Source organism: Deltaproteobacteria bacterium, assembly GCA_011773515.1.
Lineage (GTDB): Bacteria > Desulfobacterota > Deferrimicrobia > J040 > J040 > WVXK01.
This window is the reverse complement of sequence record WVXK01000023.1, coordinates 31801-51352: the sequence shown is the minus strand read 5'-3', so window position 1 is coordinate 51352 and position 19552 is coordinate 31801. Positions and strand designations below refer to the sequence as shown.

General features: G+C 51.4%; 19 protein-coding genes and 1 pseudogene (1 of these 20 cut by a window edge). All 20 read left to right on the top strand.

Going from position 1 to position 19552, the window contains the following annotated elements; translation table 11 throughout:
• The first annotated feature begins 15 nt into the window (after nucleotides 1-15).
• Nucleotides 16-966: a nodulation protein NfeD gene (locus GTN70_02875; GenBank protein NIO15936.1), complete on the top strand. Its 951-nt coding sequence runs from the start codon at nucleotides 16-18 to the stop codon at nucleotides 964-966.
• Nucleotides 967-1114: 148 nt separating this feature from the next.
• Complete coding sequence (locus GTN70_02870) at nucleotides 1115-1882, top strand: slipin family protein (protein ID NIO15935.1); 768 nt, start codon at nucleotides 1115-1117, stop codon at nucleotides 1880-1882.
• A gap of 56 nt (nucleotides 1883-1938) precedes the next feature.
• On the top strand, nucleotides 1939-3102 hold the full coding sequence (locus GTN70_02865) for a SpoIID/LytB domain-containing protein (protein NIO15934.1): 1164 nt from the start codon (nucleotides 1939-1941) through the stop codon (nucleotides 3100-3102).
• 6 nt (nucleotides 3103-3108) lie between these two features.
• Nucleotides 3109-4161 carry a tRNA preQ1(34) S-adenosylmethionine ribosyltransferase-isomerase QueA gene (queA, locus tag GTN70_02860; GenBank protein NIO15933.1) on the top strand — a complete coding sequence of 351 codons (1053 nt, stop codon included), beginning with the start codon at nucleotides 3109-3111 and terminating at the stop codon, nucleotides 4159-4161.
• 11 nt (nucleotides 4162-4172) lie between these two features.
• On the top strand, nucleotides 4173-5276 hold the full coding sequence (gene tgt / locus GTN70_02855) for a tRNA guanosine(34) transglycosylase Tgt (GenBank protein NIO15932.1): 1104 nt from the start codon (nucleotides 4173-4175) through the stop codon (nucleotides 5274-5276).
• A 30-nt stretch (nucleotides 5277-5306) separates the two neighbouring features.
• Entirely contained in the window at nucleotides 5307-5639 is a 333-nt protein-coding gene (gene yajC / locus GTN70_02850) for a preprotein translocase subunit YajC (protein ID NIO15931.1), read from the top strand.
• Between the two features lie 37 nt (nucleotides 5640-5676).
• On the top strand, nucleotides 5677-7272 hold the full coding sequence (gene secD, locus GTN70_02845) for a protein translocase subunit SecD (GenBank protein ID NIO15930.1): 1596 nt from the start codon (nucleotides 5677-5679) through the stop codon (nucleotides 7270-7272).
• Between the two features lie 12 nt (nucleotides 7273-7284).
• Nucleotides 7285-8196, top strand: coding sequence for a protein translocase subunit SecF (gene secF / locus GTN70_02840; protein NIO15929.1), 912 nt, complete (start codon nucleotides 7285-7287; stop codon nucleotides 8194-8196).
• 5 nt (nucleotides 8197-8201) lie between these two features.
• Nucleotides 8202-9926 carry a single-stranded-DNA-specific exonuclease RecJ gene (gene recJ, locus GTN70_02835; protein NIO15928.1) on the top strand — a complete coding sequence of 575 codons (1725 nt, stop codon included), beginning with the start codon at nucleotides 8202-8204 and terminating at the stop codon, nucleotides 9924-9926.
• 24 nt (nucleotides 9927-9950) lie between these two features.
• Entirely contained in the window at nucleotides 9951-10427 is a 477-nt protein-coding gene (locus GTN70_02830; protein ID NIO15927.1) for a DUF2062 domain-containing protein, read from the top strand.
• On the top strand, nucleotides 10408-11292 hold the full coding sequence (gene speB, locus GTN70_02825; GenBank protein NIO15926.1) for an agmatinase: 885 nt from the start codon (nucleotides 10408-10410) through the stop codon (nucleotides 11290-11292). Before GTN70_02830 ends, speB begins: the two co-directional genes overlap by 20 nt.
• A 24-nt stretch (nucleotides 11293-11316) precedes the next feature.
• Nucleotides 11317-11856: an arginine decarboxylase, pyruvoyl-dependent gene (locus tag GTN70_02820; protein ID NIO15925.1), complete on the top strand. Its 540-nt coding sequence runs from the start codon at nucleotides 11317-11319 to the stop codon at nucleotides 11854-11856.
• A 19-nt stretch (nucleotides 11857-11875) separates the two neighbouring features.
• On the top strand, nucleotides 11876-12868 hold the full coding sequence (fabH, locus tag GTN70_02815) for a beta-ketoacyl-ACP synthase III (GenBank protein NIO15924.1): 993 nt from the start codon (nucleotides 11876-11878) through the stop codon (nucleotides 12866-12868).
• Complete coding sequence (rimI, locus tag GTN70_02810; GenBank protein NIO15923.1) at nucleotides 12862-13329, top strand: ribosomal protein S18-alanine N-acetyltransferase; 468 nt, start codon at nucleotides 12862-12864, stop codon at nucleotides 13327-13329. The genes fabH and rimI overlap by 7 nt, the downstream gene beginning before the upstream one ends.
• Nucleotides 13329-14138, top strand: a complete 810-nt coding sequence (locus GTN70_02805; GenBank protein NIO15922.1) for a dihydroorotate dehydrogenase electron transfer subunit — start codon at nucleotides 13329-13331, stop codon at nucleotides 14136-14138. Before rimI ends, GTN70_02805 begins: the two co-directional genes overlap by 1 nt.
• The gene (locus GTN70_02800) at nucleotides 14131-15042 is read left to right on the top strand and encodes a dihydroorotate dehydrogenase (protein ID NIO15921.1); all 912 of its coding nucleotides are present in this window, start codon (nucleotides 14131-14133) and stop codon (nucleotides 15040-15042) included. The genes GTN70_02805 and GTN70_02800 overlap by 8 nt, the downstream gene beginning before the upstream one ends.
• Nucleotides 15043-15175: 133 nt before the next feature.
• Entirely contained in the window at nucleotides 15176-15649 is a 474-nt protein-coding gene (locus tag GTN70_02795; GenBank protein NIO15920.1) for a ribosome maturation factor RimP, read from the top strand.
• Between the two features lie 11 nt (nucleotides 15650-15660).
• The gene (gene nusA / locus GTN70_02790; GenBank protein ID NIO15919.1) at nucleotides 15661-17034 is read left to right on the top strand and encodes a transcription termination/antitermination protein NusA; all 1374 of its coding nucleotides are present in this window, start codon (nucleotides 15661-15663) and stop codon (nucleotides 17032-17034) included.
• Complete coding sequence (locus GTN70_02785; GenBank protein NIO15918.1) at nucleotides 17027-17353, top strand: DUF448 domain-containing protein; 327 nt, start codon at nucleotides 17027-17029, stop codon at nucleotides 17351-17353. The genes nusA and GTN70_02785 overlap by 8 nt, the downstream gene beginning before the upstream one ends.
• Nucleotides 17340-19552, top strand: a pseudogene (gene infB, locus GTN70_02780) (translation initiation factor IF-2) (it continues 235 nt past the right edge of the window). Before GTN70_02785 ends, infB begins: the two are co-directional and overlap by 14 nt.

Below are 19552 nucleotides of genomic sequence, written 5' to 3'. Positions count from 1 at the left end.
TCCGATATCGCTGCCATGGCACCAGGGACGAATATCGGCGCTGCCCATCCCGTGGGAATCGGGGGGGGCAAGATGGATGAGACCATGGCGGAGAAGATCGCAAACGATGCTGCTGCGTACGCCCGGTCCATAGCGGACAAGAAGGGGAGGAACGCGGACTGGGCAGAGGAGGCAGTGAGGAAAAGCACGTCCCTTACCGAAAAAATGGCATTGCAGAAGAAGGTAATCGACCTTGTTGCCGAGGACCTGAGTGACCTTCTGGTGAAAGTTGATGGGATGGAGGTCGAAAAGGACGGAAATACGTTTGTGATAGATTCCAAGGCGGCTGTCGTCGTGTTCAACAAAATGGGCCTCCGGCACAGGATTCTCAATGCTCTCTCAGATCCCAATGTTGCCTATATCCTGCTCATGCTGGGGATTTATGGTGTTTTTTTCGAGTTATCGAACCCCGGTGCAATATTTCCCGGAGTGGTCGGAGGGATATGCATCATTCTCGGGTTTTACGCGCTTCAAACGCTGTCGGTGAATTATGCCGGATTCCTCCTCATCGCCCTGGCAATGATCCTCTTTATCCTTGAAATGAAAGTTCCGAGCTATGGGATGCTCTCCGTCGGGGGGGTCATCGCACTTTTTCTCGGCTCTATTATGCTTTTCCATTCTCGAGAGCCATATTTGAGGATTTCCATGAAGACACTTGTACCGATGATCTTACTTTCGACGCTCTTTTTCGGTTCGATTATATTCCTTGCGATACGGGCCCAGAAGCAAAAGCCAAAAACAGGTTTTCATGCGATAGTCGGAGAATCGGGGAAGGTAACCTCTGATATTATTGAAACGGGCAAGGTTTTCGTCGCAGGGGAGATATGGGATGCCGTATCAGACGAATCGATCAAAGAGGGTGAGGATGTTGTCGTTACCGGGAAGGAGGGGTTCAAGCTCTTTGTGAAACGGAAAAAGACAGAATAACTGTATCAATATTAGTTATGTAAAAGATAAAATTAAAGTATAAGTTTAATATTGTTAATCGTATTCTCAGCAAAATTGCTTGTGGGCACAGGGTTCCGGATGATGGATCTGCTTTAAATCGGGAGGAAAAAATACGAGGAGGTTTCCAATGTTTCTGCCCGTTGCTCTCATAATTCTTTTGTTGATATTTCTCAGTGCGGCAATCAAGGTTCTCAAAGAGTATGTGCGGGGAGTGGTCTTCAGGCTTGGAAGAGTGATAGGCGAAAAAGGACCCGGACTGATTATTCTGATCCCCTTCATCGATAAGCTCGTCAGGGTGGATCTTCGGACCGTAACGATGGATGTTCCGCCCCAGGATATTATCACGAGGGACAACGTATCCGTGAAGGTTAATGCCGTCGTCTACTTCCGGGTCATGGATGCAGTAAAAGCGGTGGTTTCCGTTGAAAACTATCTCTACGCGACTTCACAGCTTGCCCAGACGACACTGAGGAGCGTGTGCGGGCAGGCAGAGCTCGATGAACTGCTGACAGAGCGGGACAAGATTAACAATGAACTGCAGGAGATCCTCGACCGGCACACGGACCCCTGGGGGGTCAAAGTTTCAATGGTTGAAGTGAAACACATAGACCTCCCCCAGGAGATGCAAAGAGCGATGGCAAAACAGGCGGAGGCAGAGAGGGAGAGAAGATCAAAAGTTATCGCTGCCGAGGGAGAATTTCAGGCCTCGGAGAGACTGCTTCAGGCATCGGAAAGATTGAGCAAGAACCCGGTCGCCATTCAACTGCGGTTTCTCCAGACGGTTTCTGAGGTTGCTTCCGAGAAAAACATGACCATTTTTCTCCCCATTCCGGTGGAACTCTTGAAACCTTTTCTTGATGCTTACGGCAAAAAAGCTGGTGAGGGGGGTGAGTAATTTTCGGCGGACTTCCCCGTTCATCCGGATGGGACTTAAACACATCGTGGAATCGAATGCAGAGAGGAACCCTCCTCCTGCTCGTTTTCCTGTCCCTTTTTCTTTCCCTTTCATGCGCAGGCAAGGATGCCTTCATCGAGAAGCAAAGACTTCCCGGCGTGGAAGAGCCTTTACGCTTTGAGCCCTCGGTGAGAGTTTTGATAAAGAGAGGCCTCTTGCAACTGACCATAAGTGAGGGGGACTATTTTGTCAGCACGAAGGGGGGGGAAATCGTTTCGCGGGGAGAAAGAGACATTACCATCAGGTCTGAAGAGGGGTATTTATCAGACGGTGCCCGTCGGTTCAACGGGGAGCTTTTGCTCGTATCCAGGGCTCCCGTTATGATAGATGGTGTCCTCTATTCCGGCAGGGTGGTTTTTCACCCGACGCAGAGGGGAATCGATTTAATTGACCAGATCGGGATGGAGCGATACGTTGCGTCAGTTTTAAAAAGCGAGGTTCCTTCCTCTTTCGATCTCGAGGCTAAAAAGGCGGTGGCAGTTGCCGTGCGAACATATACGCTCTACAGGATGGAAAATGGGAAGGGCGAATACTATCACCTCGATAACTCAAATATATCACAGGTTTACGGTGGCATAGAGGATGTGGGAGACGAATATGTGAGGGCTGCAAAGGATACACGGGGAGAAGTGGTCATGTATCGTTTGAGCCCTGCTCTGGCGGTTTACCATGCCTCCTGCGGCGGCAGGACCGAAAATGCCTACGATACGTGGCAGACCGATATTTCCTACCTCCGGGCAGTTACCTGCGGCTACTGCGATTATGCGCCGGGATTCAGGTGGGTACTCGAGATTTCACAGCGTGAGTTCGTCAATGTATTGAGGAAAGAGGGAATAAGGGGAAATAGGTTGATCTCCTTAAGGCCCGGTTCGAAAACCAATACAGGGAGGACTAAAACACTGCGGGTGGAGATGGATACGGGAACCTGGGATGTTTCCGCATCGAAGCTTCGCGCCGATGTGGGATACGCGGCTATGAAGAGCATAAGCTTCTCTATAGCGATGACTGGCGACAGGGTATCAATGTCGGGAAGGGGCTACGGCCACGGCGTGGGACTTTGCCAGTATGGAGCCAATGGAATGGCGGGACGGGGATTTAGCTTCAGGGAAATCCTGAGGCATTATTATGGCGGAAAGATAGACATAACGCGTTACTATTGATTCACTATGGACGTAAATGAACTCGATTATGATCTTCCCGACCGACTGATCGCGCAGTTTCCCCTTCCCGGGAGGGACGAATCCCGGTTGATGCACTACGAACGGGGGTCAAGGAGGATACGACACGCCTATTTCTCCATGCTGCCGGAGTATCTTAACTCCGGAGACCTGCTGGTTTTCAACGAGTCCAGGGTGATGAAAGCAAGGGTGCTATTCGAGCGAAAAAGTGGAGGAAAGATGGAGATTTTTTTCCTCTCCCACGTTGACGAAGGGAAAGGGGGGAGTGATGCCAAAACGTGGGAGTGCCTTCTGCGGCCTTCCAGAAAAGTCAATAGCGGCGACCCCATCGAAATAACAGAGGGATTGTTGGTCAGACCCATCGATTGCCTGGGGTCAGGGAGGTGGATCGTAGAATGCGAGTGCGATGGAACCGTTTACGAGCGGCTTGAACAGGCAGGACGGATACCCCTCCCCCCCTATATCAAGAGGGGGGAACGGAATTCATTTCCCGATGAGGAGCGCTACCAGACGGTGTATGCAAAGGTGCCGGGTTCCGTCGCTGCGCCCACTGCCGGTCTCCACTTCACAGAGAAACTCATCGGGGCCATCGTGGAGAGGGGCGTTCACGTTGCGAAGGTAAGCCTCAACATCGGATACGGCACTTTTTCGCCCATCAGAAAGGAAAGAGTTGAAGATCACGAAATGCACGTCGAATATTTTTCAATTCCCCCCGAGTCTGCCGATTTGATAGAGAAACAGAGAAAAAGTGGTGCCAAGGTGATCGCCATCGGTACCTCTACCGTCCGGGCACTCGAGACGGCTTTCAGGGGAGACGCAACCCCCGGGGTTTATGCGGGGTACTCTGACCTGTTCATCTATCCGGGTTACCGGTTTCGGATGATCGACGGGCTGATCACAAATTTTCATCTTCCCAGGAGCAGCCTCATCGCCCTTGTCATGGCTTTCTGCGGTGTCCGGGAACTGAAGAGGTGTTACCGGGAAGCGATTTCGGAAAATTACCGTTTCTTCTCCTACGGAGATGCCATGTTTGTTGTGTGAGGTTTGAAAAATTGGAGTTTCGGATAGAGAAAGAGTGCAGCGATACTGATGCGAGGGCAGGCGTCATTAAAACTGCCCGTGGCACATTTCATACCCCAGCATTCATGCCTGTTGGAACGGCGGGCACAGTCAAAGCGATGACGCCGGAGGAGATCAGGGACATCGGGTACGGGTGCATTCTCGCAAATACCTACCACCTCTACCTTCGTCCGGGACACAAGCTCATAGAGCGACTTGGCGGATTGCACAGGTTCATGGGATGGGACGGGAACATTCTCACGGACAGTGGGGGTTTCCAGGTTTTCAGCCTGTCGCCCCTCAGAAATATAACGCCCGAGGGTGTTGTTTTCAGATCCCATCTGGATGGGAAGATGCTCAAGCTTACACCGCAGCGTGCGGTTGAGATCCAGAGGTCGCTCGGCTCAGACATCATGATGCAACTCGACGTTTGTGTGGAGCATCCCGCCGACCAAAAGGCGGTGGAAGAGGGAGTGCTGCTTTCCGCAAGGTGGGGTAAAAAGTGCCTCAATGTGGCAAGGAGACACGGGGCTACCATTTTCGGGATAATTCAGGGTGGAATGGTAAAAGAATTGAGAATGCGATCCCTGGAGTTGACGGTGGAAAATGGTTTCGACGGGTATGCAATAGGTGGCCTGTCCGTCGGGGAAAGCAAGCCCCTCATGATGGAAATGATCGATTATACCTCTATGCGCATGCCCCAAGAAAGGGTGAGGTATCTCATGGGCGTTGGAACCCCTGCGGATATACTGTTCTCGGTTTCCCGGGGCATAGATATTTTCGATTGTGTCCTTCCCACGAGAAATGCCCGAAACGGACAGCTCTTCACGTGGAAAGGCCAGATTGCTATCAAGCAAAGCAGATACCGTGAGGACGAGAGCCCTCCCGACCCGGATTGTGCCTGCTACACCTGTAAAAAATTCTCAAGGTCCTATCTCAGGCATCTTTTCCTCGCCGGCGAGATACTCTCTTCCCGGTTGAACACGATTCACAACCTTTTTTTCTATCATGAACTCATGAAACGGGTGAGAGAGGCAATTACCAATGGAAATTTTCATCTATTTGTGAAACAATCTTCAATCTTAAGGAAGCATTAAAATCAACATGATCGCAGATGGAGGTGAGGGATGTTACTCGGGTCGATTGCATTTGCCATGAGCGAGAAAGGGGCGGGCGGGTCTACCGGCCTGGTTGGTCTCGTGCCCCTCGTGCTCATGTTCGTAATTTTCTATTTTATTCTGATCAGGCCACAGCAAAAGCAGGTCAAGAGACATCAGGAGTTTATCAAGAATCTGAAGAAGGGTGACAGAGTGGTCACCAATGGTGGCCTTCACGGGTCGATAACCGGTCTCACCGATACAGTGGTGACCCTCGATATTGCAGATAATGTGAGGGTCAAGGTGTCAAGAACCGCCATTGCAGGTTTAAGCAAGGATCAGGCCTCTTCGCAGCAACAGTAAACTCAACCGAAAAAGAACCTGAAAGGAGCCTCTCGAGATGAAAAGGAGTATTCTGTGGAGGGCGATGCTGGTCGGTTTGTTGACTGTTTTAGGAGTATTTCTCCTCGTACCGAGCGTCACGACCTACGTTCCTGCTTCCTTGAAGGAGAAAATAGGGAAGATAAACCTCGGCCTCGATCTCCAGGGCGGTATTTTTCTGCGGCTCCAGGTTGAGCTCGATAAGGCGGTGGAAAACACGATATCCCGGTATTCGGATGATGCGAAGACATCGCTGCGGGAGAAGGGAATTCCCGTCCTTTCGGTCCGGAGGGTCCATGGCGCTTCTTACCAGATCGTGATCCCACCGGGCGAGTTTATCGAGAGAGCCCGGACCGCTCTCGAGCAGCGTTTTGGAAACCTCGAGATCGAAGTGGGCGAAATACGCGAGGATATGGCAACGCTGATTCTTTCCATGAGGGACTCGGAGGTCAGTTTCATAAAGAACAATGCGGTGAAACAGGCCGTTGAGACAATACGGAACAGGATCGACCAGTTCGGCGTCCGGGAGCCACAGATTGTGAGCGAGGGCGAAGAGAGGATAGTGGTTCAGCTGCCGGGGATAAAAGAGAAGCAAAGGGCCGTGGACATCGTCGGCAAGACGGCGCTTCTCGAGTTCAAGCTGGTCGATTCGGAGCACAGCCTCGACGACGCCCTGTCAGGCAGCGTTCCGGAGAATTCGCAGATACTGTATCAGAAATCCGTTGACAGGAATTCGGGAGTTGTGTCCAAAAATGCGATCCTCCTGTTCAGGAGGACCCTTTTGACGGGAGACCACATAAAGACAGCCCGGGTAAGTTTCGACAACAGGACCGGCGCCCCGTATGTTTCACTCTCCTTCGATTCTATCGGGGCGAAAATATTCGACCGGGTAACGGGCGAGAATGTGAAAAGGAGGCTCGCCATTGTTCTCGACGACACGGTCTATTCCGCTCCGGTAATTCAGGAAAGAATATCCGGAGGAGAAGCCCAGATAACGGGAAGCTTTACCACTGATGAGGCCTCCGACCTGGCTCTGGTGCTCCGGGCGGGATCTCTTCCTGCACCGGTAACGATCATTCAGAATGTCTCGATCGGCCCATCGCTGGGACGTGATAGCATCGATAAGGGGGTGAGGGCATCCATAATCGGGCTGATACTCGTCGTAGTCTTCATGGTTGTCTACTACAGGCTTTCCGGGCTGATTGCGAACCTTGCGTTGTTTCTAAATCTCATTTATCTGCTCGCAGTCATGGCCGTGCTGGAGGCGACTCTTACCCTGCCCGGCATAGCGGGGATAATCCTGACCATCGGTATGGCCGTTGATGCCAATGTTTTGATCTTCGAAAGGATCAGGGAAGAACTCAGGCTCGAAAAGACGGTCAGGGCATCGATTGACGCAGGATACGACAAAGCCCTTTTCACCATCATCGACTCCCACATAACGACTCTCATCACGGCGGCCGTTCTCTTTCAGTTTGGGACGGGACCCATCAAGGGCTTTGCCGTCACGCTGTCGCTGGGTGTCCTGATAAATCTCTTTACATCGCTGGTGTGCACGAAGGTGATATTCGATTACGTAAACTTCAAACAGCCGATGAAGACGTTGAGTATCTGAGGGGGTGAATTAATGGAGATCATCAAAGATACAAATATCGATTTCATGCGGGCAAAGAAAATATCCTTCTCCATTTCCGCATTTCTGGCTGTCGCGGGAATTGTCACCCTCGCCCTCATTTTTACCGGCAGGGGAAATCTGGGTGTTGATTTTGCAGGGGGCACATCCGTTCAGGTGAAGTTCGAAAAGCCGTTTAAAGTCGATACGCTGAGAAAAGCTCTCGGAGATGCGGGCTTCGTTGATGCCAACATACAGGATTTTGTGGCACAGAATGTGGCCCTGATCAAAGTTGGGCTCAAGAGCGGAAAAGGCGAGATGGTTGCCGATGCGATATCTGATGTTGTCAGGAGCACCTTTCAAGACAACGGTTTCGAGGTGCAGGCGGCGACGGAAATAGGCCCGGCGATTGGAGCAAAGCTTCGCAGGGATGCTCTTATTGCTGTTGTCATTTCCACGATTGGCATCATCCTTTACATAGCGTGGCGATTTGAATTCAAGTTCGGGGTTGCCGCTGCAATAGCTACCTTCCATGACGTCCTGGCAGTGCTCTTTATCATGACCATTCTCGGAAGAGAAGTGAACCTGCTCCTTGTCACCGCACTTTTGACCCTCGCCGGGTATTCACTGACCGATACGGTAGTGGTGTTCGACAGGATCCGGGAAAACTTGCGGGGAAGAAAGGGGAAGACTTTCAGCGAAATAACCAACAGGAGCATCAACGATGTCCTCAAGCGATCGATCATTACATCACTGACAACATTCATAGCGGTGATGAGCATTCTCGTGCTCGGAGGAGAGGTGATAAGAGACTTCGCCCTTGCCCTGGCAATGGGAGTCATAATAGGGACGTACTCCTCTGTATTCCTCGCGTCTCCCCTTGTCGTCATATGGAGAGGAGACAAAATCACACAGGTCAGAAAATAAGAGTGATGGAGAGAAATGTCGGAAAGATCTGGAAGGTAAAGAATCCTGATGAAACCGTAATAAGAGATATTTCGAGCCATTTAGGCGTAAGCAGGCTTTTTGCTACGATCCTGGCAAACAGAAGCCTCTGCGAGTTTGGCCAGATCCAAACCTTCCTCGGCACGGACCTTTCTGCACTATCAGATCCCATGGAGATGGCCGATATCGAAAAGGCGGCCGGGAGAATAATCGAGGCATGCGAAAGGGATGAAAAAATATTCATCTATGCCGACTATGATGTTGATGGAGCCACCGGCGCAGCATGCCTGTACCTGTTTCTGAAAGAGCTTTTTCCCTACCTCCAGATATACATTCACCAGAATGACAGGATCAAAGACGGCTATGGTTTGAAACTGGAGTATATGAGGTTTGCGGCGAGAACAGGGTTTTCTCTCATCGTAACCGTCGATTCGGGGATATCGGATTTTGCAGAGGTGGAAGAGGCGGGACACCTCGGGACGGACGTGATCATTACGGATCACCATTCTGTCCGTGATACGATACCGAATGCCTATGCCGTCCTCAATCCTCGAAGAAAAGACTGCAACTATGGTTTCAAGGACCTTGCCGGAGTGGGAGTCGTTTTTGCGCTCATCTGCGCGATAAGAAAAATTCTTCGAGACTCAGGGTTCTTCGCTGGAAAGAGAGAGATTCAGCTTTCACAGTACCTGGACCTCGTTGCCCTCGGTACGGTAGCGGACCTGGCACCGTTGACGGGGGACAACAGGATGTTCGTAAAATATGGCCTTCTCCAAATAAGGAGGGATCCCCGCCCGGGGATTTTAGCGCTGCTCGATGTGTCGGGGGTGAAGCAGGAATATGTGAACGAGGTGGATCTGGCATACAGGATCGGCCCCCGCTTGAATGCCGCAGGGCGGGTCGGGGACTCTTCGCTCTCATCGGCAATTCTGATTGAATCATCAGATGGGCGTGCCCAGGACTTTGCGAGGATACTGTCCCGCGAAAACAGAAAGCGACAGATGGAGGAAGAGAGAATTTTTAAGGAGGCAAGGAGAATCATCGAAGAGGGTGATCTGCACAAAGGCAGATTTATCGTCATAGGGTCAGAAAACTGGCACATAGGGGTTGTTGGTATAGTTGCGTCAAAGATCGCTGAAAGTTACTCCAGGCCGGCGCTTGTCTTCTCTTTTGACGGGGGTGATGCGAAGGGGTCGGGAAGGAGCAAGAGCCCCTTTGATATCCTGAAAATATTGCATGAGTGCTCTGATCACATAGAGAGATACGGCGGACATCCCCGGGCCGCGGGGGTCGTGGTGAAAAGGGAGAGGTTGGAAAAGTTCAACGAGGCGTTGCAGGCCGGTATGCTCAACCTCTATGGGGAGGAGAAAATGGCGTCGGTAATCGACGTGGATGCTGAAGTTGAGCTTGCAAGCTTGACGAAAAACGTTCTGGATGAGTTTGAGGCCCTTTCCCCGTACGGAATCGGCAACCCCGAGCCCCTTTTCCTTTCCCGGAACCTGATGGTTTCCGACGTATCCGTCAGGAACAGGGGTTTGATAACGATGGATGTTGCGCAGGGAGGGATAAAATTCGAGGTTCTTGCCTTCAATATGAGGGAGTTGAAAAATGAGAGTCCCGAAAGGATTGATCTTCTCTATTCGCCCAAACTTTCCGTGTATCGTGGCCGGAGCGAGATAAAGCTCATGGCGCGTGACATGCGACTCCTTTGAGCCACTTTTCCCCCGGAGGTTAACTTGGCGGGTATTTCAAAGCTCAAATTATATATCAACAAAACGCTCGATGAGCAGGGGTGCGAGAGAAAGATTGCGCTGAGCTTTGCCATCGGGGTTTTTATCAGCTTTACCCCACTGCTTTCGATTCACACGATAATGGCGATTGCTATTGCGGTAATGTTTCGGTTGAACAAAGTGGCTATCATCACGGGGGCTTGGATCAACAACCACCTGACCATTCCCTTTGTGTTTTTCGCGTCATATAAGTTAGGTGCGTTCGTGGTTGGAGGAAATCCCGTACCCCCCTCTTTTGAAAATTTCAGTGTCAAGACACTGCTTGCCTATTTCAAAGTTTATGGAGTTCCCCTTTTCGTGGGAACGACAATTACCGGTTTGTTTGCATCGCTCGTCGCTTATTATATTATGTATTATGCAATCCTTTCCCTGAGAAGGAAAAGGATGAAGAAGGGAGGTTCGGGTGAAGGAATTAAAGTTTAACTTCGGAGGGTTGCCTGAAAAGTACAGCTCCTGGAAGAACTCAAAATTTGCTGTAATTCCAATACCTTACGATGTCACTACGAGCTACATGACCGGTGCGAGAAACGGGCCCATGGCTATCCTCTCGGCGTCGGCAAATCTGGAGCTTTTTGATGATGAGCTGAAGATAGAGACGTACAAGAGCGGGATTTTTACGGCGCCATTCGTTGAGGCGAACCTCAAGACACCGCTCAGTTCACTGCGGGAGATGGAGAAGGCGATCGAGCAGTACATCAGGAGAAACAGGTATCCGGTCATTATCGGGGGAGAGCACACGGTGACTATCGGTGCTCTGGAACCTCTGAAGAAAAAGTTCGGTAGCTTCTCGATCCTGCAACTCGATGCCCATGGTGACTACAGGGACAGCTACCAGGGCACGAGATGGAACCACGCCTGTGTTTCAAGGAGGATAGTGGAAAAGGGTTTTGACGTGATACAGGTTGGGGTTCGAAGCCTGTCCGAGGAGGAGGACAGGTTCATCCGGAAGAACCATTTGAGAACTTATTATGCCTACGAGCTGAAGGAGAACCAGGGGGAGGTCATCAACGCTATCATCGCCAACCTGAAGGACAATGTCTACGTCACCATTGACCTGGACTTTTTTGATCCCGGGGCTATGCCGGCAGTTGGCACCCCCGAACCGGGAGGCATTGATTGGTACGGTGGCCTCGATATCCTCTCCGAGGTGTACAAGCGAAAAAAGGTAATCGGTTTCGATGTGGTCGAGCTGTCCCCTATAACGGGAATCGTAGCCCCTGACTTTTTTGCTGCAAAGCTCGTCTACAGGCTCATGGGATACGCGGTCGCCTATGGGTCAATCGGTTGAAGCATGACGGTATGGAGGTTGTGGATGTTCGTGCCTTCTAAAATGTTTTTCACAAAGGGTGTGGGTAGACACAAAGAGGAGCTCCAATCATTTGAGCTGGCACTTCGGGATTCGGGGATCGAAAAATTCAACCTCGTCTCGGTTTCCAGCATCTATCCCCCCGGATGCAAAATCATCAGGAGAGTGGAGGGCCTGCGTCTGTTGAAACCGGGGCAGATCGTTTTTGTCGTTATGTCACGGCTCACCAGCGATGAGCCGAGGAGGCTCATCGCATCGTCTATAGGCTGCGCGATACCGACGGACAAGAGTACATATGGGTATCTGAGCGAGCACCACGCATTTGGCCAGAATGAAAAGGTGGCAGGTGATTATGCAGAGGATCTTGCCGCCGCTATGCTTGCAAGCACGCTCGGCATTGAGTTCGATGAGGATAGGAGCTGGGACGAAAAAAAAGAGGTCTGGAAGATAAGCGGGAAGATATACCGATCGTTCAATATTACCCAGTCGGCGATCGTAAAAGACGATTACACCACCGTAGTTGCAGCGGCCGTTTTGATCCTCTGAAAATCAAGGAGGTATTGCTATGAGGGGCGCAAAAATAGTATCGACAGGGAGGTATCTTCCCGAAAAAGTCATTTTGAACACGGACCTCGAGCAGTTGATGGATACGTCGGACGAGTGGATAACGCAGAGGACCGGAATTTTAGAGAGGCGGTACGCGGAAGGTGATGAGACCACGTCTTCCATGGGGGCCGTTGCGGCAAAAAGAGCAATGGAGAAAGCCGGCCTGGAGCCAGGGGATATAGATTATGTTATATTTGCCACCCTCTCCTCAGATTACTTTTTCCCCGGCAGCGGCGTCCTGGTTCAGGATATGCTGGGCCTTGATTGCGTGGGGGCCCTCGATGTGCGCAATCAGTGTACCGGATTTATTTACGGTCTTTCCATTGCAGAGTCTTTTGTAAAGATCGGCAAGTTCGAAAACATCCTGGTCATAGGATCGGAAATACATTCCTGCGGCCTCGATTTTTCCACCGAAGGAAGGGATATAAGCGTTTTGTTCGGAGACGGGGCGGGAGCGGCAGTTGTCGGCCCTTCCGGGAAAGGGGAGGGAATATTGACAACCCACATGAACTCCGAGGGCAAACATGCAAGAGAGCTCTGGTGTGAGGCACCGGGAAGCCGCTCCAATCCAAGGATCACGGATGAGATACTCAGGGAGAAACGTCACTTTCCCCACATGAACGGGAGGTTTGTTTTTACGAATGCGGTAAAGCGTTTCAAGGAGACGATCCTGGAGGCCCTCGATGCCAACGATCTTTCCAGGGAGAGCTTATCGCTCATAATTCCCCACCAGGCGAACTTGAGGATAAGCCAGGCCGTTGCTAAAAGCATGGAGCTGGCGGAAGACAAAGTTTTCAGCAATATCCATCGATATGGAAATACGACTGCTGCCTCAATACCCATCGCGCTGGACGAGTGTCTGGAAAATGGGCTTATAAAAGAGGGGGATATCGTTTGCCTTGCGGCTTTCGGCTCTGGTTTCACGTGGGGTTCTGCGCTCTTGAGATGGTAATAGACGCAGTCATAAGAAAAATGGGAAAGGCCGACATCGACAGGGTTCTTGAGCTAGAGAGGGAATCCTTTCCAACTCCATGGAGCAGGGCGCTTTTCCTGGAAGAACTCGACCGCGACTACTCCCACAATTACGTCGTCTGCCGGAGGGAAACGGGGGAAGTCCTAGGATTTATCATATTCTGGGTGCTTTTTGACGAATGCCATATTCTCAACATCTGCGTGGCGAAGGGGATGAGAAGGTGCGGACTTGGTGGAAAGCTCATGGAGACCTGTGAAGATGTTGCGGCTGACACGGGGGCATCCTACATATATCTTGAAGTCAGGGAAGGCAACAGCCCGGCGATAAGCCTTTACAAGAAGCTCGGATTTCGATATGTAGGGGTCAGAAAGGGATATTACGCAGATACAGGCGAGGACGGGTGGGTCATGATAAAGAATGTAGGGAGAGGGGATGCATAGTGTTCTATTCGGGCAGGATCATCGACAATCTTCTCATATCGGACAAACACTATCTGATGAAAGTCAGCACCCCTTTCATTCAACCGTTCATACCCGGACAGTTCGTCATGATACGTGCCTGGCAGGGGACGGATCCCCTGCTTCCCAGACCCTTCGCGATATATTCCTGGGAAGTTGTCGGCGGGCAGAACGTGCTGCAGATAGTTTACAAAATTGTCGGCAGAGGTACGGTCATACTCTCGGGGCTCCACCGGGGCGACGAGGTCCAGATCAACGGCCCACTCGGAAACGGATTCCTCGAGCCGGAGGGTGCTGAAAAGTTCATTCTTGCCGGGGGAGGGATCGGTTTCAGTTCGGTTTTTCCCGTGGCGCTTCATCTCAAAGGGCTTGGAAAAGAGATGAAGATTATCCTGGGTGCCAGAACCGACAAGGATATACCTCCCGCCAGCAGCGTCGGCGCAAAGTCAATAGAGGGAGATGTAACCTATACAACAGAGGATGGATCAATGGGTTTCAGAGGGCTCGTCACCGAAGTTCTCGAAAAAAAGATCGAGGATATCGGGATAGCGAGCAGGGAAAAATGGGCGGTTTTTGCCTGTGGCCCTGCGGAAATGTTGAACACGGTGAAGGCTTTGTCTGCCGAAAAAAAGATTCGGGCTTTTCTTTCACTGGAAAACTTCATGGCCTGTGGCTTCGGGGTTTGCCTCGGTTGCGTGGTAAAGGTTGCTGCGCCTGATGGCTACCAGCATGTGAGGGTGTGCAAGGAGGGCCCCGTATTCTCTTCGGATGAGGTGATCTTCGGTGACTGACCTGTCGGTACGCATTGGCAAGAGCACGTTTAAAAACCCCGTGTTCTCTGCATCGGGAACCTTTGGATATGGAATTGAATATTCGGATTTTTTCGATATCTCGAGGCTCGGTGCGGTTATCGTGAAAGGACTTTCCATAGAGCCCGTCAAAGGCAACCCGGGACCGAGAATTTTTGAGACCGCATCGGGCATGGTAAACGCCATAGGTTTGCAAAACATAGGGGTTAAAAATTTTGTGTCGGAGATACTGCCGATTCTGAGAAGTTTAGATGCCACGGTTATTGCAAATGTTTACGGGAAAATGGAGGAGGAATACGCAGCCGTAGCCGCAATCCTCGATGATGCAGAGGGTGTGGAAGGTCTCGAGTTGAATATTTCATGTCCCAACGTGAAAAAGGGGGGTATCGTTTTCGGTCAGGACCCAATTGCTGCCTCGAAAGTTGTCCAGGCGGTAAAGAGGGAGACGGACAAGACCATCATCGTGAAGCTTTCCCCGAACGTTTCCGATATAACGGAAATCGCCGGAGCCGTCGAGGAGGGAGGGGCTGACGGGATCTCCCTCATCAACACGCTCCTTGGCATGGTGATTGATCTGGATAGGAAAAAATCTATACTCGGCAATGTCATGGGCGGATTGTCAGGGCCGGCGATCAAACCCGTTGCCCTCAGAATGGTGTACCAGGTTGCACAAAGGGTAAGCGTTCCCGTAATAGGGATCGGCGGAATAATGAACGAAAGGGATGCCCTGGAATTCATGCTTGCAGGTGCCACAGCCATTCAGGTAGGAACGGCGAACTTCATAAATCCGCGGATCTCGGAGGAGATTCTCGACGGCATAAAGGCCTATTTCGACCGGGAGCAAATAGAAAGGGTGGGCGATTTCACCGGAACGCTGAAAACGTAAAAGTTTTCCCGGTGCCACAACTTTCTGAGTGCCTGCGGCAATGTGGTTTTTCCCTTGAAGTTTCGATAAGAAAGGGATATGATAAAGGAAAGTGGGCAAAAGCCCGCTTTTTTTTTGAACGCGGAGCATGCCGGTGAGAGCGAAAGAGATCAAAAAAAGAGTAGTCGATCTGGCCGAAGATATTGCGCTGCAGGAGTGCGTCGAAGTGGTGGATGTCGAGATGTCCGGCAATCCCGGAAGGTACATCGTGCGAGTTTTTATCGATAGAGATGGAGGGGTTACCATAGCTGATTGCGAGTCCTTCAGCAGAAACCTGGGTGCCCTGATGGAAATAGACGACCCGATACCCACCTCTTATTATCTTGAGGTTTCCTCTCCGGGAATCGAGAGGGTTTTGAGAAAGCCGTCACATTTCAAAAGGTTTGTTGGGGAGACGGTAAACGTCAGGCTCGAGAATCCAATCGGTGGACGGAGAAAGATTTCGGGTACAATTACCGAGGTTACGGAATCGTACGTCGTCATCGGTCAGGAGGGGGAGCGAATCGTAATCGATTATAAAAATGTCAAAAAAGCCAGACTCAAAAAGGATGTGTCGGAGTTGACATGAGGGGTGGAACAATGATTTTTGAACTAAATCAAATAATTAATCAACTCGGGAAGGAGAAGGGAATAAAAAAGGAAATTATCGTCAGCGCCATCAAAGAGGCCCTGGAGTATGCTGCACGGAAAAAGTTTGGGCAGGAGAAAGAGATAGAGGCATACTTCGATGATGATACAGGCGCATTTGAAATTCTCGAGTATAAAGAAGTTGTTGAAGAGGTTTCCGATCCCGAGCTCGAAATTTCATTCGAGGAAGCTCAGGAGTATGATCCCGATGCTCAGGTAAGCGACAGCATCGGTTTCAGGTTGCCCACGAAAGAACTGGGGAGAATAGCCGCCCAAACGGCAAAGCAGATTATCCTGCAGAAGGTGAAAGAGGCGGAACGGGAAGTGATATTCGATGAGTATATCGATAAGAAGGGAGAGATTGTCAACGGAATAATACAGAGATTCGAAAGAGACCTCATGATCGTTGACCTTGGAAAGACCGAGGCGATAATGCCGCCGAGGGAACAGGTGAAAAGAGAGAGGTACCGGCAGGGGGACAGAATAAGGGCCTATATCAAAGACGTCCTCCTGTCGCAGAGAGGGCCGGAGATAATTCTGAGCAGGACCGACCCGAGGCTTGTTCTGAAAATCTTCGAGATGGAGGTCCCGGAAATTTACGAGGGTATCGTCTCCGTCGTTTCTATCGCACGTGAGCCCGGCTCCAGGACGAAGATTGCCGTGAAATCGCGCGACAAGGATATCGACCCTGTGGGAGCTTGTGTTGGGTTGCGGGGTACCCGGGTGCAGAAAGTTGTTGAGGAGCTCAAGGGAGAAAAGATAGATATTGTGCAGTGGGAGGAAGATCCTGCGAAGTTTGCCTGCAACGCCCTGTCTCCCGCGGAGATTATTCGGGTTCTCGTAAACGAAACGGAGCAATCGATGGAGGTTATCGTCCCCGAGGATCAGTTGATGATAGCTATCGGAAGAAGGGGACAAAATGTAAAGCTTGCGTCCAAACTCATAAGCTGGAACATAGAGGTCCGGCAGGAAGGAAAGGCCGAAGAAGCCCTGGCCCAGGCTGAGGCGCTGTTCGAACACAAAGAAGATGAGGCAGCGGCTGAGAGCGAAGCGTCAGGGGTGGAGGAACCGGTTTCCGCCCCGGCAGGTGGTGACGAAGAGAAGCAGGAGACGGGTGAAGCGACGGGCGTGGAGGAACCGGTTTCCGACCCTGCAGGTGGTGACGAAGAGAAACAGCAGGCGGGTGAAGCGACGGGAGCGGAGGGGTTGCTTTCCGGTCCGGCAGGCAGTGACGAAGAAAAACAGGATGAAGAAGAAACGCCAGAGAGCGAGGGCGATGAAGAGGAGCAGCACATCGGCAAGGGGGAAACGGGACAGGTTGAGTAGAAAAGAGAAAAAACGCTTTCCCGAAAGAAGTTGTTCCGTGTGCGGGCTGAAAGGCGGCAAGTTTCAGTTCGTCAGGGTGGCAATACGACCTGCTGAAGAGACGCTCGAGATAGACTCCACTGGTTTTCTCGAAGGAAGAGGGTTATACGTTTGCAGAACACAGGATTGTCTCGGCAATTTTGTCAAGATGGCAAAAAGGGGTAAGATAAAACACATAGGTAAATTCCCTGGCCGGAGCAAGGAGCGATTGATCGGAAACATTCAGGAGCTCTGCGCCGGTTTAAGAAAAACGAAGGGGGTTCTCGATGGCCAGAATTAGGGTCAGGGAACTGGCGAAAGAGCTGGAGGTAAAGAACGCGGAGCTGCTTCAGATGCTGTCGAGTCAGTTCGGCCTCCACGATCTCAAGCCGGCCAGCGGCATCGATGAGGATGTGGCGCAGAAGGTACGTGTCCAGATAATCAAGGAGAAGGACAAAGGTTCTGAAGCTGAGGTCGTCAGGGAGACGGACGGGACGGTGCTGAAAAAGCATAAAACCTTTTTCCTGAAGAAGAGAAGAGTCGAAAAGCCTCCGGAGGTTGAGAAAGTAGAGGAAGAACCAGCGGATGAGGCCGAAAAAGCAACCGAAATAATGACGAAAGTGGAGCCCGGGGACGAGGCAGCAGAGGAGAGGCCGGCAGCATCGCTAACGGTTGTGACACCAACAGAGCAGGAGGCCGGGGAACCGGCAGTGTCGGAAGGAAAGGCGGAAGGCACGAAACTTGAGGTGTTTAGAGAAGATGAGCGGGAAGAGGTTGAGGACAAAGCGAAAAAGCGGAAAGTGAAGTCGCTTAAAAAGCAGCACAAGGGGGTTTTGAAAAAGAAGGCTCTCGAGGAACTCGTCGATGAGGATGCGGCTGAAGAGGAAGTGGAAGAAAAGGAAAAACCCCAGATTGTAGAGAGGGTTTTCGAGCCGGGAAGACCATACAGGAGAAAAAAACCGGTAGAGAAGGAAAAGAAGGGGCCCTCTACGCTCCCACCGAAACCCAGCAAGCGCGTCATAAAAGTGGAGGATGTGATTTCGGTTGGTGAACTGGCAAAAAGAATGGCCGTTAAATCTTCGGCGCTGGTAAAGAAATTCATCGACCTCGGGATGATGGTGACAATAAATCAGGTTGTCGATTTCGAAAATGCAGCCCTCGTGGCCGATGACTTCGGTTACAAAGTTGAAAACATCGCCCCTGAATACGAGGCCTACCTCCATCAGGAGGCGGATAAGGGGGAGGACCTTGCCCCCCGGGCTCCCGTCGTGACGATCATGGGCCATGTGGACCACGGGAAAACGTCATTGCTAGACGCCATTCGGCAAACGAAGGTAGCAGAGAGCGAGGCAGGCGGAATCACTCAGAGCATAGGCGCGTACGAGGTTCTCGTCGGGGATAAAAAGATAGTATTTATCGACACCCCGGGCCATGAGGCATTTACCCAGATGCGAGCGAGGGGTGCGAAAGTTACCGACCTCGTCGTTCTCGTTGTTGCCGCAGACGACGGGGTAATGCCCCAGACCCTGGAAGCGATCGACCATGCGAAAGCTGCCAATGTGCCCCTGGTTGTGGCGATAAACAAGACAGACAAACCGAATGCAAATCCCGACAAGGTGAAAAAACAGCTTGCCGAGTACGGCCTTATTCCCGAAGAGTGGGGAGGAGATGTGCTGTTTGCGAACGTATCAGCCAAGAAGATGCAGGGTATCGATGGACTCCTCGAACTCATAATCCTGCAGGCAGATATGCTCGAGCTGAAGACCAACCCCAATAAACTCTCGAGAGGAATAATAATCGAGTCGAGAATCGATAAGGGGCGGGGGCCGGTAGCTACGGCAATCGTGCAGGAAGGGACTTTGCGCATCGGCGACCCTGTTGTGTCGGGATTGCACTTCGGCAAGGTCAAAGCCCTACTGAGCCACGTGGGAAAGCGGCTCAAAGATGCGGGGCCCTCAACCCCCGTCGAGATAATAGGATTTAACTTTGTTCCCGAGGCGGGTGAGAGATTCGCCGCTCTGGAGAGCGAGAGGCTTTCGCGTGAAATTGCGCTGTCGAGGCAGACGAAAGCGAAGGAGAGCGCGGGCGTGAGATCTGCCAAGCTGTCACTCGAAGAGCTCTACAGCAGGATAAAGGAGGGGGAACTGAAAGAGCTGCCCGTGATCATCAAATGTGATGTGCGGGGGAGTGTCGATGCTTTGATGGAGTCGCTCGAAAAGATAGCGACTGATGAAGTCAAGATCAACATCATCCACTCAGGAGTCGGGGGAATTTCGGAATCAGATGTGCTTCTTGCCTCTGCTTCGAATGCCGTGGTCATCGGTTTCAAAGTGAGGCCTGATGCGAAGTCGCTGAAACTGGCGGAAAGTGAAAAGGTGGACATAAAAGTATACGAAGTGATCTACGAGCTGATAGATTCCGTTAAAAAAGCCATGGCCGGTCTTCTCGAGCCCGAATTTCGCGAGTCGTTGCAGGGAACGGCTGAGGTGAGGGAGGTATT

Bases quoted from the DNA above. Each gene is read 5' to 3' on its own strand.
- GTN70_02875 (NIO15936.1), top strand. From the start codon at position 16: ATGGCACCAGGGACGAATATCGGCGCTGCCCATCCCGTGGGAATCGGG.
- GTN70_02870 (NIO15935.1), top strand. From the start codon at position 1,115: ATGTTTCTGCCCGTTGCTCTCATAATTCTTTTGTTGATATTTCTCAGT.
- GTN70_02865 (NIO15934.1), top strand. From the start codon at position 1,939: ATGCAGAGAGGAACCCTCCTCCTGCTCGTTTTCCTGTCCCTTTTTCTT.
- queA (NIO15933.1), top strand. From the start codon at position 3,109: ATGGACGTAAATGAACTCGATTATGATCTTCCCGACCGACTGATCGCG.
- yajC (NIO15931.1), top strand. From the start codon at position 5,307: ATGTTACTCGGGTCGATTGCATTTGCCATGAGCGAGAAAGGGGCGGGC.
- secD (NIO15930.1), top strand. From the start codon at position 5,677: ATGAAAAGGAGTATTCTGTGGAGGGCGATGCTGGTCGGTTTGTTGACT.
- secF (NIO15929.1), top strand. From the start codon at position 7,285: ATGGAGATCATCAAAGATACAAATATCGATTTCATGCGGGCAAAGAAA.
- recJ (NIO15928.1), top strand. From the start codon at position 8,202: ATGGAGAGAAATGTCGGAAAGATCTGGAAGGTAAAGAATCCTGATGAA.
- GTN70_02820 (NIO15925.1), top strand. From the start codon at position 11,317: ATGTTCGTGCCTTCTAAAATGTTTTTCACAAAGGGTGTGGGTAGACAC.
- fabH (NIO15924.1), top strand. From the start codon at position 11,876: ATGAGGGGCGCAAAAATAGTATCGACAGGGAGGTATCTTCCCGAAAAA.
- rimI (NIO15923.1), top strand. From the start codon at position 12,862: ATGGTAATAGACGCAGTCATAAGAAAAATGGGAAAGGCCGACATCGAC.
- nusA (NIO15919.1), top strand. From the start codon at position 15,661: ATGATTTTTGAACTAAATCAAATAATTAATCAACTCGGGAAGGAGAAG.